Origin of the sequence: Microcoleus sp. K4-B3, assembly GCF_036704615.1 — a bacterium.
In the GTDB taxonomy this organism is placed as follows: domain Bacteria; phylum Cyanobacteriota; class Cyanobacteriia; order Cyanobacteriales; family Microcoleaceae; genus Microcoleus.
Genome location: NZ_JAUBSF010000123.1, coordinates 1 through 15,507, shown reverse-complemented (window position 1 = coordinate 15,507; position 15,507 = coordinate 1). Strand labels below are relative to the sequence as shown.

At 50.3% G+C, this 15,507-nt stretch carries 13 protein-coding genes; 6 read left to right on the top strand and 7 right to left on the bottom strand.

Annotated elements, in window-relative coordinates:
• Positions 1 to 256 precede the first annotated feature (256 nt).
• Both QUA78_RS29620 and QUA78_RS29615 read right to left on the bottom strand, forming a co-directional pair.
• Positions 257 to 643, bottom strand: a complete 387-nt coding sequence (locus QUA78_RS29620; RefSeq protein WP_333304685.1) for a hypothetical protein — start codon at positions 641 to 643, stop codon at positions 257 to 259.
• 377 nt (positions 644 to 1,020) lie between these two features.
• On the bottom strand, positions 1,021 to 2,136 hold the full coding sequence (locus QUA78_RS29615; RefSeq protein ID WP_333304687.1) for a family 2B encapsulin nanocompartment shell protein: 1,116 nt from the start codon (positions 2,134 to 2,136) through the stop codon (positions 1,021 to 1,023).
• Positions 2,137 to 2,348: 212 nt separating this feature from the next.
• Here QUA78_RS29615 and QUA78_RS29610 point away from each other — a divergent pair, with 212 nt between their 5' ends.
• The 4 genes from QUA78_RS29610 to QUA78_RS29595 all read left to right on the top strand — a co-directional run bounded on the left by QUA78_RS29610 (position 2,349) and on the right by QUA78_RS29595 (position 7,615).
• A complete protein-coding gene (locus QUA78_RS29610) occupies positions 2,349 to 3,749 on the top strand; it encodes a family 2B encapsulin nanocompartment shell protein (RefSeq protein ID WP_333304684.1) in 1,401 nt (466 codons plus the stop codon).
• Positions 3,750 to 3,969: 220 nt separating this feature from the next.
• The gene (locus tag QUA78_RS29605; RefSeq protein WP_333304683.1) at positions 3,970 to 4,839 is read left to right on the top strand and encodes a geranyl diphosphate 2-C-methyltransferase; all 870 of its coding nucleotides are present in this window, start codon (positions 3,970 to 3,972) and stop codon (positions 4,837 to 4,839) included.
• Positions 4,840 to 4,932: 93 nt separating this feature from the next.
• A complete protein-coding gene (locus tag QUA78_RS29600) occupies positions 4,933 to 6,126 on the top strand; it encodes a family 2 encapsulin nanocompartment cargo protein terpene cyclase (RefSeq protein ID WP_333304682.1) in 1,194 nt (397 codons plus the stop codon).
• Positions 6,127 to 6,211: 85 nt separating this feature from the next.
• On the top strand, positions 6,212 to 7,615 hold the full coding sequence (locus QUA78_RS29595) for a family 2B encapsulin nanocompartment shell protein (RefSeq protein ID WP_333304681.1): 1,404 nt from the start codon (positions 6,212 to 6,214) through the stop codon (positions 7,613 to 7,615).
• A 31-nt stretch (positions 7,616 to 7,646) separates the two neighbouring features.
• On the opposite strand, the gene QUA78_RS29590 is transcribed toward QUA78_RS29595, so the two are convergent.
• The 4 genes from QUA78_RS29590 to QUA78_RS29575 all read right to left on the bottom strand — a co-directional run bounded on the left by QUA78_RS29590 (position 7,647) and on the right by QUA78_RS29575 (position 12,366).
• Positions 7,647 to 8,585, bottom strand: coding sequence for an IS4 family transposase (locus QUA78_RS29590; RefSeq protein ID WP_333304680.1), 939 nt, complete (start codon positions 8,583 to 8,585; stop codon positions 7,647 to 7,649).
• A 295-nt stretch (positions 8,586 to 8,880) separates the two neighbouring features.
• Positions 8,881 to 11,244: a family 2 encapsulin nanocompartment cargo protein terpene cyclase gene (locus tag QUA78_RS29585; protein WP_333304686.1), complete on the bottom strand. Its 2,364-nt coding sequence runs from the start codon at positions 11,242 to 11,244 to the stop codon at positions 8,881 to 8,883.
• 133 nt (positions 11,245 to 11,377) lie between these two features.
• Positions 11,378 to 11,818, bottom strand: a complete 441-nt coding sequence (locus QUA78_RS29580; RefSeq protein ID WP_333304679.1) for an NUDIX hydrolase — start codon at positions 11,816 to 11,818, stop codon at positions 11,378 to 11,380.
• 116 nt (positions 11,819 to 11,934) lie between these two features.
• Positions 11,935 to 12,366 carry a DNA-binding protein gene (locus tag QUA78_RS29575; protein WP_333190942.1) on the bottom strand — a complete coding sequence of 144 codons (432 nt, stop codon included), beginning with the start codon at positions 12,364 to 12,366 and terminating at the stop codon, positions 11,935 to 11,937.
• Between the two features lie 155 nt (positions 12,367 to 12,521).
• On the opposite strand from QUA78_RS29575, the gene folD reads away from it, so the two are divergent.
• Positions 12,522 to 13,391, top strand: coding sequence for a bifunctional methylenetetrahydrofolate dehydrogenase/methenyltetrahydrofolate cyclohydrolase FolD (gene folD, locus QUA78_RS29570; protein WP_333304678.1), 870 nt, complete (start codon positions 12,522 to 12,524; stop codon positions 13,389 to 13,391).
• Positions 13,392 to 13,539: 148 nt separating this feature from the next.
• Complete coding sequence (gene tnpC / locus QUA78_RS29565; RefSeq protein WP_333304677.1) at positions 13,540 to 14,919, top strand: IS66 family transposase; 1,380 nt, start codon at positions 13,540 to 13,542, stop codon at positions 14,917 to 14,919.
• Between the two features lie 170 nt (positions 14,920 to 15,089).
• Here the strand turns inward: tnpC and QUA78_RS29560 are convergent.
• The coding region (locus QUA78_RS29560) for a TauD/TfdA family dioxygenase (protein ID WP_333304676.1) at positions 15,090 to 15,507 on the bottom strand (418 nt) is incomplete at its 5' end.

The window sequence follows — 15,507 nt, the reverse complement described above, 5'->3', positions numbered from 1 at the left end:
ATCCCAAAAGCGCTTCGCTTCCAAGTTTTCACAACTGATAAAAAAATCCGACCCACATCTGCGGAATGTGGGTTATAGGACGGGCAAGATGCCCATCCCACAAGAGTTATTTTTTCTTGTGGGATGGGCATCTTGCCCGTCCTAGTTATTTTTGCAAGAGGTCTAATTTTTGCAACAGAACCTGCTCCCTAGCTGTACCTCATGGGCTAACGCAACTATACTCACTTGCTAGAAATTTCTAAGGTCGATGTTTTCTTTACTTGAAAAGATCCGCTCCTGATATAGTCACAGGTTTACCGCCAGTTTCCACTTTTCTTGGCTCGATCTGATACGCACCCTCGTTACTCTTGGACACACGTATATAGCGAAGACCATCTAGTTTTCCCTCACCCAGAAGTTTATTCCAGTCATTTCCGTTAATTCTGATTACGGCAGATGGACCGCAGCAGTTAGCCGTCATATCTTTTGTGATCACACCACTACTCCAACCAAGAATCGCACACTGGCTTTCGTACAATTGAGTAACAACGGTTGCTGCACCCGTATTTATTGTTTCGTTGCTACAGTCAGCTAACGCTTTTTCCTGACCTAGTGATAGAGTCAAAGCCAGCACTAATAGCAATGCAACGAGCATCTTTCTCATTGTGCAAATTCTCCTAACTTTAAATTGACTTGACTTGTTGGTCTGCAAGTATGGTTCTTACATTTAGACCAAAGAAATTAACGTTAGCGATGCACGAACAAAGACACATCCATGCTTACGAGTGGATATTTAGTGTCTGCTCAGAGGAGGAAAATATATTTCGCCTTTGTAGGCATAAAAGTAGCCACTCTGTAACTAGCCACCACGCCGAGTCTAAACTTTTATGGAAGGAGGCTAGAAGTTGCTTTGGATGTATCTCATCAGCGCACGCAACGTTTATTATGTTTTCAGTATTTTTACGAAAATGCAAGGACTTTTCTGCCCTAGCTCGTTAAGATTTGCGATCGTCTTTCAGGGTCAAAAAACCTAAAACCCTCCTAGCGCCCGATTTCAACATCTTCAAGGATACCGAGGGCGTCGGGAACAAGGACAGCAACGGAATAGTAGGCGCTGACCAGGTAAGAAATAATAGCCTTTTCCTCGATGCCCATAAATCGGACAGACAGGCCAGGTTGGTACTCGTCGGCGATACCAGTTTGGTGCAGGCCGATCACGCCCTGGTCTTCCTCACCAGTCCGCAAGACCAAGATAGAACTTGTCTGGTTCTTGGTAATTGGGATCTTGTTACAGGGAAGAATGGGTGTATTGCGCCAAGTGATTACCTTGCTCCCATCCATGTCAATGCTGTCTGGGTAGATGCCTCGGCGGTTGCACTCCCGACTGAAGGCGGCAATCGTCCGGGGATGAGCCAGGAAGAACTTCGACTTCCTCCGACGAGTAATCAATTCATCAAGATCGTCGGGCGTGGGAGGACCGCTGCGGGTGTGGATGCGCTGTTTGAGGTCGGCGTTGTGTAGCAAACCGAAGTCGCGGTTGTCGATCATTTCGTGTTCTTGGCGTTCCCGCAATGCCTCGATCTTCAGTCGGAGTTGTTGTTCCGTCTGGTTCATTGGTTCGTTGTACAGATCCGCGACCCGCGTATGCACCCGCAAGACAGTTTGGGCAACACTTAATTCATATTCGCGGGGCTTAAGTTCGTAATCGACGAAAGTTCCCGGCAATACAGGCTCTCCAACATGACCCGCTGCCAACGTGATCGCAGCTTCGCCTTGTTTGTTCTGTGGCTTGGACAAGTTGGCGCGAAACTGTTCGACGTGATTTCGCAACGCTTCAGACTGGTTGAGAATTTCTTCAAATGCCTGTTTCGGCAGCGCCAACACTATACATCGGGTGACAGCCCTGGCAGTAAACTTCCAGCTACTTTCCGACTCGACTAAAGTCTGACCGCCGAAATGGTCGCCGTCAGCCAGCGTACCCAACAGGGATTCCTCTTCATACTTGCCAGGAGTAATCTTGTTCACCTTACCATGAGCGATCGGGAACACGCGATCGATCGGCTGACCTAACTGAGCGATGATGTCGCCTGGGACGAACTCCTGCTGCACAAATCGATTTGCTGTTCTCTGTTCTGCACCTCTTTTCCTCTCTGGGATTGGGTTTGAGGCTTAACTAAGTGCCATTCAGTGTGAGTCCCTTTATGATGCCATCATACAAGCCTTTAAAATACTGTCCTAACTCTCCCTTTCTTTTCTATAGCTGTCGCGTCACGCTAAACGCTTGACATTTGATATGCTCTTTGAGAGCATATCAAATGTCAACACGGCCTACAACCATCAACCCATTCATTACAATCAAGCGGTAAAATATGGTACAAGATGTGAATTCTAATCGGCAGACGCTAGCGGAACAGTCGAGCCTGAGTACTCAGGCAGCGAAGCAGTTGGCCACAACCGCCAAGACCGCTCCGCAGATGCAGGGCATCACCTCACGCTGGATCAGCAACCTGCTGCCTTGGGTGCAGCTGCGCGGCGGCTCTTATCGAGTCAACCGCCGCTTGACCTATGAGCTGGGTGATGGTCGCGTCACCTTTACGAACGTCGGGTCAAGGATTCAGGTAATTCCCCAGGAGCTGCGCGAGCTGGCCTTTCTGCGCCACTTTGAAGACGAAACCGTCTTGAACGCGTTGGCCGGCCGCTTTGTGCAGCAGGAGTTTCAACCCGGTGACATCCTGGTAGAGAAGGGAAACCCCGCCGACCAGATTGTGCTGATTGCTCACGGCAAAGTGAGCAAGATCGGTACGGGCAAGTATGGCGATGAGGTGGAATTGGGTGTGTTGATCGATGGCGACCACTTTACCTATCAAGCCATTCTCGAATCCGATGACGTATGGGACTTCACCATCAAGGCGATCACGCGCTGTACGGTCTTGGCGCTGACACAAAGATCTTTTGAAGAACTGGTCAACTTCTCAGAATCGCTTCAGGCGCACATCGAGGCGTTTGAAGCCCAACCCCCCAAGCCTCAAGATCGGCACGGTCAGGCCGCCATCGAGCTGGCCGCTGGCCACAGCGGCGAACCCGTGCTGCCCACGACCTTTGTCGATTACGAAACCTCTCCGCGTGAATATGAGTTGAGCCTGGTACAGACGGTGCTGCATGTTCACACCCGCGTTGCCGATCTCTACAACGATCCGATGAACCAGATTGCGGAACAACTCAAGCTAACGGTGCACGAGTTGCGCGAGCGCCAAGAGTACGAGTTGGTCAACAACCAAGAGTTCGGCCTGTTGCACAACGCCGACCTCAGCCAGCGCTTCCCCACCCGCAATGGCCCGCCCACGCCAGATGATTTTGATGAGCTGATCACCCGCCGCCGCAATGCGCAGTACATTTTTGCCCACCCGCGTGCCATTGCCGCCTTTGGCCGCGAGTGCAGCAAGCTGGGTCTCTACCCCGACAGCCATGATATGGGGGGCGAACGAGTCATGGCGTGGCGCAACATCCCGATTTTGCCCTGCAACAAGATTCCCATCAGCGACACCCAGACCAGTTCCGTGATCGTTGTCCGTACCGGTGAGCACAATCAAGGTCTGATCGGTCTTCGACCCGCAGAGTTGCCCGATCAGCACGAGCCGGGGTTGAACGTGCGCTTTATGGGCATCAACGAGAAAGCCATCATCTCCTATCTCGTCAGCAACTACTTCTCCGCTGCCATCCTCGTACCCGATGCCGTCGGCGTGCTCGAAGATGTCGAGCTAGGACGCTAGTAAATCCCGGCAGAGGTACCTGAACAGTCAACTGTCAGCATCTTCACCATAAGTAGGTAAGCTAAGCGGGATTAAACCGAGCTATGTAACAATATGTAAACAGGGCTAACTTAGCCACGCTTAGGGAATGTGGATACTTTACAATGCTTAACATAATTGTGTTTTACAGCGCCTACCTACTTACACTCATTGAAACACCTATTGAGAAGTAACACATTGTATGGACATCCCCCAAAATATCGCTGCCGACAATGTTTTGCGCAGCGAATATCAGAAGTCGGTTGCCAACTATTGGAACCAAGAAAAGTATCCCGTTAATCTGCTGCTCGGCCAAGTTGACGGCTATTACCACCACCACTACGGGATCGGCGATGTCGATTGGTCGGTGTTGGAGGCTCCCGAAGGTGAGCGCGACGATCGGATGATTCGCGAGCTGCACCGGCTCGAACACGCCCAGGCGGCGTTCCTGCTCGACCATCTGGGCGACGTCAAGCCTGATGACCGCGTGATGGATGGCGGTTCCGGTCGCGGCGGCACCAGCTTCATGGTCAATGAACGCTTTGGTTGTCAGGTCGACGGAGTGTCAATCTCAGAATCTCAGGTCGAGTTTGCCAACGACCAGGCTGCGCAGCGCGGCGTGGCCGACAAGGTCAAGTTCCACTTTCGCAACATGCTGGATACCGGCTTCGAGACGGGAGCCATGCGCAGCATTTGGACGAATGAGACCACCATGTATGTAGATCTGTTCAAGCTGTTCGCCGAGTTTGCACGCCTGTTGCAGGATGGTGGTCGCTACGCCTGCATCACGGGTTGCTACAACGACGTTACGGGGGGGCGCTCGCGGGCGGTCAGCCAGATCGATGCGCATTACATCTGTAACATCCATCCGCGCAGTCAATATTTCAAGGCACTGGCGGCGAACAACCTCGTCCCGATTACCGTCACCGACCTGACTCCCCTAACGATTCCCTACTGGGAACTGCGGGCCAAGTCTTCGCTCGTCACCGGGGTCGAGGATTACTTCCTTACGGCATACAAAGAGGGCAGCTTCCAGTACCTGCTCATCGTCGCCGATCGTATCATTCGGTAAGGCTTATCCCAAACACAAACCGCACCATGGTGTGGTGCGTAGCGCGCATACTGCACACAGACCACACCACCACTCTGATACAGGGATAAGACTATGAAAGATACCAACCTGGATGATACGAGTACCGCATTTTTATTCGGTCCGACCGGCCTCGGTACATCCGCCGCTCGCTTTGTGAGCGAGCTGGCCAAGGCTGCTCGTGCCGGTAACCTGGAGCCACGGCTGCTCCCGGCAGACCTCGCCCCGGCGGGGGACCTCGATCCGGCCTATGCAGAGAGATCCTGGGGCGATGGGACTGCCTCGCCGCTCTACTGCCCCATTACCGAGCGATTCAACGAGCCGCTGGCGGACGAGGTCGACGATCGGCTGGCGGCCTGGGCACTGGAGTGCGGGTTCGATGAGGACGAGGTGGAGAAGATTCGCAAGGTACGGTTCGGACGGCTGGTTATGCTGGCCCACCCGGACTGCGACGACCCAGATCGGCTGTTGATCGGTGCCAAGCTGAACATGGCCTGGTGGGCCGCCGACGACTACTACGCTGACGACAGCGAGCTCGGTGCGGATCCAATGTTGCTCCCCCCACGTCTCCTCTTGGCGATGACCGCCATGGACCCGCCACCCCCGGCGGGGGAATTTACCCCACCGCTGGAGGAAGCGATAGCCGAAGAGCGGGTGCTGGTGGCCTTCAGTAGGGGCATCGACTACTTGGGCCAGTACGCCACGCCGGAGCAAGTCCAGCGTGCTTGTTACGCCACCTTCTCCATGTTCGTCTCTTGGGGGGCCTACGCGGCGTGGCGCTACACTGGCGAGTACCCGCCAGCTTGGAAGTATCTGGCAGCGCGCCAGCACGACAGCTTCTACACCTCCATGACGCTAATCGAGCCCATCGGAGGGTACGTCCTCCCAGCGGATCTTTTCTTCGATCGGCGCGTCCGTCACGCAGCGTTCTTGGCCGGGACGGCCGCGCTCCTGGTCAACGATCTCCTTTCCGTCAATAAGGATCTGGCAGACGAGCAGCCACCAGTCAACATGGTGCTACAGATTGCGGCGGATCGGGGCTGCTCTATCAAAGAGGCGACGGAGATCACCGTCAAGTTTCACAACGACCTGGTTCATGACTTTCGGGAACGCCACCAGAAGCTCCAGGCCGTGCCCAACGTGGAGCTTCAGCGGTTCCTGCGCGGATTGCGGGGGTGGATGGGCGGCGGGTTCGAATGGCACAACAGCAACCCGCGCTATAAAAACGGCAACGGTACCCCGCAGCTGGATTCACAATCATCAACCTAACCATAGAAGCCTACATGGTTCAACGGGACTTTATATGGTTGAATAAACCAGAAGAGTTATGTTCACATAGAAATCAAGGTGAAAGATGACCGAAGACGTTAACCCAAATGGGCAGATGCTAGCAGAGCAGTCGAGCTTGAGTACAGATGCGGCGCGCAAGTTAGCCACAACCGCCAAGACTGTTCCGCAGATGCAGGGCATCAGCTCGCGCTGGATCAGCCGCCTGTTGCCCTGGGTGCAGCTGCGCGGCGGCTCCTACCGGGTCAACCAGCGTTTGACCTATGCGCTGGGCGATGGCCGAGTGACCTTTACCAATGCGGGGTCCACCATACGAGTGATCCCGCAAGAGTTGCGCGAAATGGCCCTGTTGCGCGAGTTTGACGAGGAAATGGTGTTGAACACGTTGGCAGATCGCTTTGTGCAGCAGGAGTTTCAACCCGGTGATGTGCTGGTGGAAAAGGGAACCCCCGCCGACCAGATTGTGCTGATTGCCCACGGCAAGGTCAGCAAGATCGGTACGGGCAATTATGGCGATGAGGTGGAGCTTGCGGTGTTGGCCGATGGCGACCACTTCACCTACCAGGCTATCATCGAATCCGGCGATCTCTGGGACTTCACCATCAAGGCGATCACGCGCTGCACGGTGTTGGTGCTGACGCAGCGGGCGTTTGAAGAGGTGGTGGCTTCCTCTGAATCGCTGCAAGCCCACATCGAAGAATTCAAAGCCCGCCCGCTAAAAGCCCAAGATACACACGGTCAGGCCGCCATTGCGTTAGCTGCCGGTCATACAGGCGAACCCGTGCTGCCCACGACCTTTGTCGATTACGAGACCTCTCCGCGCGAATACGAGTTGAGCCTGGTGCAGACGGTGCTGCGTGTCCATACCCGCGTTGCCGATCTCTACAACGAGCCAATGAACCAGATCGAACAACAGCTCAAATTGACTGTGCATGAGTTGCGCGAGCGCCAGGAGTACGAATTGGTCAATAATCAAGAGTTTGGCCTGCTGCACAACGCCGACCTCAGCCAACGCTTCCCCACCCGCAACGGCCCGCCTCACCCGGATGACATAGACGAGCTGATCACCCGGCGGCGCAATTCACAGTACATTTTTGCCCACCCGCGTGCCATCGCCGCCTTTGCGCGTCAGTGCAACAGAAGCGGTCTCGACCTGGAAAGTATCGATGTGGGTGGAAACCGCATTCCGGCCTGGCGCGGCATCCCCATCTATCCCTGTGGCAAAATCCCCATCGACAGAACGACCCAGACCACGTCGATCATCGTCATGCGTACCGGTGAGGACAATCAGGGCGTGGTGGGTCTTCAGCCTGCGGAGTTACCCGATCAATATGAGCCAGGGTTGAACGTGCGCTTTATGGGAATCAACGAAAAGGCCATCATCTCCTATCTGGTCAGCAACTACTTCTCCGCCGCTATCCTTGTCCCCGACGCCGTCGGCATTCTTGAGGATGTCGAGATCGGGTGGTAGGAGGTCGGTAGGACAGAACGGGTGCGTTCCATTAAGTAGTTTGGTCTAATAAAGTGGTGATGAGAGAAACTTGTTGTGTCCGAAATCTTGGAATAGGAATATAGTAGTGGATTTCTCGGACAGTGAGAGTTTGGGGAAGTGTGGCGAATTCTTCTTTGGTTAAGCCTTGAGCACAGGTTTGAGGCTTCTTCCAAACAGTTGGCTTATCATGTGACCCTACAATTTTACCTTTTCGTAGCTCTTGAAAACGTGCTTGATGCTTACGCAATACGACATCTGCTTGACGGTTTTTGACAAAAAACAAATCCGCATAAGAACAAAAAGCCCGGTCTCCTAACAGCACATCATTTGGGTTAAGAAATTCATACAGTCGTCTTGCCAACTTGATATCATGTGTGTTGAGAACATCGATAACGATAGCAATAGCAGCACCTGTAGCCAAACTGAATAAAACACCAATTTTAGCAATGGGAAAGCCACAGCCAGGAGATTGAGTGCTAGGTTGAGGATAAGCTTGTTGATTTTTAGCTGTATCTGGCATCGATACAGTTGAACCATCAACTATCACGATGTGACGACCACACCATAAGTATTCTGGAGTAACTTTGTTCTCTAAACTTTTTGCTACTTTACCAAATAGTTGTTGCAGTAGTTTTTCTGGTAGACGTTGACGAGCTTGGCAATAAGCACCAGTATCCTGGGAGGGAATTTCCACATTTTCACCGGATAACCAAGCAATCACCCGACTGACAGCATTATGGCAACTCTTGTCGGCATCTAAAACCTGGGAAAGAAATGCCCACAGTGTGACAAACGGGTCAAAGAGTCGGCGGCGGTACTTAATTTCAAGGGTGTCGAGAGCTTCCTGAATGGTGGCTTCTGGTAGCAGGTCACAGAAGGGCAATCCGACGCTGTTGTTAAATTTATCCTTGAGAATTTGTACTCGATTGGGAATATTAGAAGTAGTCATGATAGCCTAGTTGTTTGAGATCCAGTTTGACTGGATATTGGCTTTGAGCTGGCACACTATTTTTATTTGAAGAATCAATTTAGAATTAAAAACAAAAATAAACAATTTGTCAAAAATCCATAGAAAGGACGACCAACTAGCACCAATTACCAGTAATATTACAATTAGTGGATACTGCGTAAGTACTATAGCAATCCTAAATGAGTCGTACATTTTTTACCCCACCCCAACCCTCCCCTTACCAAGGGGAGGGAGTAAGAAATTCACAAATGATTTAGGATTGCTATAATACGCATCAGTAAGAGTTAGGGATTGGGGATTGGGGATTGGGAACTGGTGACTGGGAAAGGGAAAGATCGGATAATCTTGTGGCGGGAAGGGAGTCATCGATTGAGTGCAATCCAGACTCAGTTCTTCCGGCACCCAACAGCGATCCAATACGTGCAGCCGAGGTGCCAAGTCCTGTGGGGCCGCCGAGCACTCGCGCTATCGGGGAAGCACTATTACGCAATTCAAATTCCTTATAGCGGTCTACCTTGATATGCCACCTGAGTACGCCGCACATCCAATTTTCTAATTTCTCGACGTATCCGAGCAGTTTCTTGCGGGTACTTTCATCCAGATTGAAATCATCGAATAGGGCAGGCAATTCAGTAGCGACGATGTGTTGAAACTGTTGTGCTCGCGCGGTCATCAAATTGTTCACAATCTCGACAGCCTGGGGTATATTGCAGTTGAGAAAATTCTGAACAACCAGCACGACGTTATGGATTTCGCCCTCGAATTCGATTTCTTTTTGGTAGGAGAAGATATCGTTAGTGAAACAGGCAAAGTCTGCCGCAGAATTCTCCAGCGATCGCATCGGCCGGCTGTAGTAAATCTCCATTGGGATCTCGCCGCCCTGGGCTAGTCGGGACAGGCTCATCGTCAAATCCGACCCAAAGGTCTTGCGGCGCATTTCAATATAATCGATCGGGTCAGGAATCCGATTTTGGATCTGGTTGGCGAGTTCCCACACCCAACTGTCAGTCATGTCCTGAATCGCACGGCGGAACTCAGTCCGCGCGGTGAGGGACATGGGGCCAGCAGTGCGAGACCAAATATCTGCCAAGCCCCGTTCCACCGGATTAGTCGGCACGGCAGGAGGAGTGGAGTCGTCGAGGGGCATGAAGACCGACATTCGGGCGTTGAACACTTTCGCACCAACTATGTCCCGGTTGTTTCCGTAGATTGCTGGGAAGTAATCGTCAGCATAGGTTCCCCACACCAGCCAGCACGCTGTCAGATTTAGCTCGTGCTCAGACCCTTTGGGATGAATCCACGCACCGCATAGGGCGACATCGGCAACATCAAACTTGTGGTCATTCCAGATGAAGCCATCAGGAACGCCCGGTAGAGAGTCCAGCATCCCCATCCGGCGCGCCCAGTCCTTGGAATGCTTCCGCGCCTCATCCAGATTGGGATTCAAAGTGGTAGAGAAGGGCATATAAAACTTAGGCAATTTCACGGGCCCTACATGCTGGTATGGAACGTGAGTAAAGCTATTGAACCTTCCCAAGCCCAAAGTGGCGTATAACGATTCAATCCGCGCCGCTGATGTGCCTAGCCCTGTGAGTCCCCCTAGAATTAGGGCGGATGTCGGAGAATTGTCCGCTTCCTTGTTCATGTAGCGGCTGGATCTCATGTGCCACTCGTGACCGCCCGACTGCCAGTCCTGCAGTCCTTTGATGTATAGCACAACGCTCATGCGAGCCGCTGGGTCTAGTCCGTGTTCCTCAAAGAGGGGGGGCAATTCGGTGACGGCAGTGTTATCGAACTGGTATAACCGCGAGGTCAGCAGTTCATTGGTGAGGTTGGCTGCCTCCTGGGTACTCACTTTCAGGAAGCGCTCTAAGACCAAGATGCAGTTGGCGTTCTCGCCTTCATCTTCTACTTCTCTCTGGTAGGAGAACAGGTCGTTGCGAAGGTGAACTCCATCGGCAAATGTGTCTTTGAGCACGCGCATGGGGCGAGTTGCAGCAATTTGGGCCGGAACCTCTACAAACACAGCGTGTTCGATAAGATCCGCTGACCAAGGTGCGCCGCCAACCTTGCGCCGCATCTCGATGTATTCGATGGGGTTGGAGACCCGATTCTGGTTGATATTGGCGAGTTCCCACAAAGACTCTTCTAGGAGGTTCTTGGTACTCTCGGAGAACCGAAGTCGCCATTCCACAGATTTAGTAAAGGCGGTGCGAGACCATAGGTCTGCCAAGCCGCGCTCTACTGGGTTGGTGGGAACGGGCATGGTTTCGGTGGAGTGTATCGGCATAAACGCCCGCAGTCGGTGAAGGTAATGCTTGGCACCCTTCATGTCTTTGGTTCGCTTATAGATTTCGAGGAAGTGATCGTCGAAGAAGAACACCCACACATACCAGTCGGTTACTAGGTCAAGCTCCGGGCTTGGCGCATCTGGATGGGTATAGGAGCAAAGCAATGCGTAGTCGTGGGAGTCAAATGTGTGTTCGTCCCAGATCGGCTCGCCTTGCGCTTCCTCTGGTGAGTTAAGTATCCCCATCTCGTAGGCCCATGCCTTGGAATGCACCCGCGCCGCTTCCAGGTTTGGGTTTAACCGCGCGGGCCAAGGCATGTAAAATTCTGGTAGTTTAAAGGGTTGCATGATCTGCGCGTAACCTTCTGTTGGGTCTTGTTGATATTTTTTGCCGACCAACGGCTGAGCTGTGGCGGTTGGCGAGCATTCTCGCCGCCCTAGCCAGGTCTCATATGTGGTTTGTTAGTGATTGTACTGTACGTTAGTTCATATTCACGGTAGCGATCGAGTCAATAAAATTTAACAAAATACGTTGGTGAGCAATGCCAAAAGGTCGCACATCTCCTGACTGCTCAGAAAAGCATTTTCCAGCCCTAATCTGCTCCGGTGTCAACAACTGGAAATCCCAACCCTCAAGCAAAACTAAATCCTTGACATCCGCACTAAGTGGTGCGTGAAAAACGTAGCGAATAACATCTTTTTCGACATCGCAACAGAAAAAAGAAACACTTGGAGGAGCATAACTAATTTCTTCTTTCAATTCCCGCAAAACTGCTAATTCCGGCGTTTCTCCAGGTTCCAAGTGTCCGCCAAACAAAGCCCAATGTCCCGGATACCTAATATTAGGAATATCGTCCCGCAACTGGCAGAGAAACTTGCCGTCTCGGTACAAAATCGCGATCGCAACGTGAATTTTAGTCATCAATTAGAAGGAACGAAGAAGGAATAAGGAAGAACGAAGAAGGAATAAGGGAGGAAGAACAAAGAAGAAGGAGCAATTAATAAATAACAAATAACAAACAACCAATTACCTTCAGCCTATTTCCCCTTTTCTGAACTGGGAGTACGCTTTAACTGTTCTATTTCGTCAACATAAACCTCACCTAAATCCTTACCAGCCAATTCCTTCAGCGTAATACTTTTATACCGGACTTCGCCTTTAAGCAACACTTCATCACCAAGTTGTGGCAAATCTTGCTTGGTTAAAATCCAAATACTGCCAGTACCATCCTCAAGTTGATAAGCCGCATTCCCGACAAACGGAGCGCGATTTTCCACCTTTCCCCGGAGATAAACTTCAGCATCGACTTGCCGCTTTTGTTGAACGTCGCCAATGCTAGCCACATTAAAGCCAAGATTAAGTTGAGACAGAGGTAAATTGCCACAACTGAACAAAGCGCTGGCGAATATGAGCGATAAAGAGCCGATGCAGCTTTTTTTAACCCAAACTTGCTTAATTACAGTAGTCATTTAGTCAAATGATTAAAGATTGGAGATACGACTTACTGTAACAGAATTGGAAAAATCGATCGCAACTCAGAACAGACTGCTGCACAATCTAGGTGAGCGGTTAAGCTAAAATCTAAAATCGTCAGCCGTTTCTTACCCCTAACCCACAGTCTACAATGGAAGCCAAAACTGCTCGCATATTAGATGGTAAAGCTTTAGCCCAAAAGATTCAAAGCGAGCTGAGCGATCGAGTCCGCGCCCTACAACCCCAAAAGGGGCGTCCTCCGGGACTTGCGGTGTTGATGGTGGGCGACAACCCAGCTAGCGCAGCCTATGTTCGCAATAAAGAGCGAGCCTGCGCTAAAGTTGGCATAGCTTCCTTCGGCCAGCATTACCCCGCAAATGCAACTCAAGCCGAACTAGAACTTGCAATTCATGCACTCAACGAGGACGATCGAGTAGATGGCATTTTAGTGCAATTACCGCTACCAGAACACTTAGATGCAATTTCCCTGCTGTATCAAATTGATCCCGACAAAGATGCTGACGGACTTCACCCTGTAAATTTAGGCCGTCTCGTGCGCGGGGAGGAAGGTTTGCGGAGTTGTACTCCCGCCGGAGTAATGCGGCTTTTGCAAGAATACCAGATTGATTTGAAAGCAAAAAACGCCGTTGTTTTGGGCCGCAGTATTTTGGTGGGTAAACCGATGGCGCTGATGCTGTTAGAAGCCGATTGTACTGTTACTGTAGCTCATTCGCGGACGAAAAACCTAGAATCGATTACCAATCAAGCCGATATTCTAATAGCCGCCGTCGGCCGCACAGAAATGATTGCAGCTAATATGGTCAAACCTGGATCGGTAGTAATTGATGTCGGTATCAACCGCGTTGTCAATCCAGACGGTACTAGCCGTTTGGCTGGAGATGTTGACTTTGATTCTGTTAAAACAGTAGCCGAATTTATCACACCAGTGCCGGGAGGAATCGGGCCGATGACTGTTGCTATGCTTTTGGAAAATACGGTTTCGAGTTACAGCATCAAGTAGTGATTAATCATTAGAAATACACCTAACGTAGGGTGCGTCGTTGCTGAAAATTTGGGTAAAAAACCGAGTTTTCAGGAAGCAACGCACCTACAAATAGTAATTGCTCAACCCCCTTGACAAAAAGACAAGATAGACATTAGATCGAGGAATGGAAAAACTCCCCGACCTAAAACAACTATCAAACGAGGCAAAAGAAGTCTTGATAGTAGAGCTATGGGAGGAAAACCAAAAACTCACCGCAGCGTTAGCAGCCACAGACCAAGCAAAACCAGAGCCATCTCCCAAAAAAACTAGCAAGAATTCTAGCACTCCACCGTCCAAAGGATTCAAGCCCAACATTAAGCCCTCGAAAATTGAGGGGAGCAAAAGACAAAGAAGCCTAGGAAGAGCAGGAGGGGGAAGAGAACTACATCCTCATCCCGACCAAACAATCATCGCCCAAGTCAAAAATTGCCCCCTGTGTGGAGAGAAAGTCACCGCCGCCGCACAAAAATTGCAATCCGTCTACGAAAAAATCGAACTACCCATCATTCGCCCGATGATCACCCGAATCGAACGTTATGGTGGTCAGTGTGCCTGCTGCCAGACCAAGTATGTTGCACCTGTACCATTGGGAATGGAACCAGGTTCACCGTTTGGCAGTTCAATTCAAAGCTTAGTTACATATCTGCGTTACACTCATGCCATCAGCTACGAACGGCTATCGTCCATATTTGCATCTGTCTTTGGACTCAAGATATCAGAAGGAGCAATCGCCAACCTATTAGAGAAAGTCAAAACGAGTTTAGATGACCAAGTAACTCAAATACTCCATCGGTTGCGGCGGGCAAAATTAATTTGTTCAGATGAAACCAGTGCCAGAGTTAACGGACAGAATCAGTGGGAGTGGGTGTTTCAGAACCCTGATGTTTGTTTACACGTCATCCGTCCGAGTCGAGGAACTGGAGTAATTAACGAAGTTCTAGGAGAACATCGTCCTGATATCTGGGTGTCAGATTTATTTAGCGCTCAAAAAAATCATCCAGCGCCACAATGGCAAGTGTGTTTGGCTCATCAATTGCGGGACTGCCAATATGCGATTGATGCTGGGGACAGGATTTTTGCCCCAGCAATGAAGAGGTTATTATTAAGAGCTTTTATCATCCATCGACGACGAGAAAAAATCGACGATGCCAGACTCAAGCGATATCGAGAAAATTTACAGGAAAGATTAACCGGGATTTTAAATTTAGCGCCACATCATCCGGATGGTATCCGGTTACGAAAACGTTATGGTGGGCTAATTGACAATTTATTTCTATTTCTGGAAGATGTGGGGATTCCACCAACAAATAATAGTAGTGAACAGGCGATTAGGATGAGCGTGATATTTCGCCGTGTGACTAATGGCTTCCGTTCTCCATGGGGGCGAGATTTATTTGCAGCAGTTCGTTCAGTTGTCAATACTGGGAAGCGTCAAGGTTTAACTGCTTATCAATCTATTCAACAAGCTCTTTCTATTGATGGCTCCCTTTTTTCCCCTAGTTGAGCAATTACTACAAATATTGCCGTTAATGCTGTCAATCAAGAAACCACTCTCAAGCTTAGCTTACGACAGAAAAGACTACTCGTGGCGATGAATCATGACTACATGATGAAAATTCTCCAGTCCTTCCAGCCTGATTGAGATGCTCTTACCGTGATTGCGTGGAGTTGGATTTAGAATGGAAACGCTGGAGAACATAACCGCAAATAAATATCCCGTTGACGATCAGAAAAAGCTCTTCTACCATGCATGATTCTAGTATTGTCAACCATTAGAATATCCCCTGTTTTCCAGGATATCTCTGTAGTTATTCTCTCAGCCACTTCATTAAGTTCAGAAACAATATCATCAGTAATTTCTGAATCATCATCAAAGCAAAGTGCGTTTGGATTTATATGTTTTGCTGCCAATAGACTGTTGATAAAGGTCGGATATTTTCCGCATCTACTTGGGTGTATTGCTGGACAAATAAATTGAAGATCGATTGATTCATCTTCGTGTATTTGCAATAGTAATACCAATTTAATATGAAGCTGCATAGAATAAAGCTTCAAGAATGAAATTGTAAGAAGATAGCGAACAGATTTGTTC

What these genes read in the sequence shown, in the direction of transcription:
- QUA78_RS29620 (WP_333304685.1), bottom strand. Translation starts at nt 643, where the DNA reads ATGAGAAAGATGCTCGTTGCATTGCTATTAGTGCTGGCTTTGACTCTA.
- QUA78_RS29610 (WP_333304684.1), top strand. Translation starts at nt 2,349, where the DNA reads ATGGTACAAGATGTGAATTCTAATCGGCAGACGCTAGCGGAACAGTCG.
- QUA78_RS29605 (WP_333304683.1), top strand. Translation starts at nt 3,970, where the DNA reads ATGGACATCCCCCAAAATATCGCTGCCGACAATGTTTTGCGCAGCGAA.
- QUA78_RS29600 (WP_333304682.1), top strand. Translation starts at nt 4,933, where the DNA reads ATGAAAGATACCAACCTGGATGATACGAGTACCGCATTTTTATTCGGT.
- QUA78_RS29595 (WP_333304681.1), top strand. Translation starts at nt 6,212, where the DNA reads ATGACCGAAGACGTTAACCCAAATGGGCAGATGCTAGCAGAGCAGTCG.
- QUA78_RS29590 (WP_333304680.1), bottom strand. Translation starts at nt 8,585, where the DNA reads ATGACTACTTCTAATATTCCCAATCGAGTACAAATTCTCAAGGATAAA.
- QUA78_RS29585 (WP_333304686.1), bottom strand. Translation starts at nt 11,244, where the DNA reads ATGCAACCCTTTAAACTACCAGAATTTTACATGCCTTGGCCCGCGCGG.
- QUA78_RS29580 (WP_333304679.1), bottom strand. Translation starts at nt 11,818, where the DNA reads ATGACTAAAATTCACGTTGCGATCGCGATTTTGTACCGAGACGGCAAG.
- QUA78_RS29575 (WP_333190942.1), bottom strand. Translation starts at nt 12,366, where the DNA reads ATGACTACTGTAATTAAGCAAGTTTGGGTTAAAAAAAGCTGCATCGGC.
- folD (WP_333304678.1), top strand. Translation starts at nt 12,522, where the DNA reads ATGGAAGCCAAAACTGCTCGCATATTAGATGGTAAAGCTTTAGCCCAA.
- tnpC (WP_333304677.1), top strand. Translation starts at nt 13,540, where the DNA reads ATGGAAAAACTCCCCGACCTAAAACAACTATCAAACGAGGCAAAAGAA.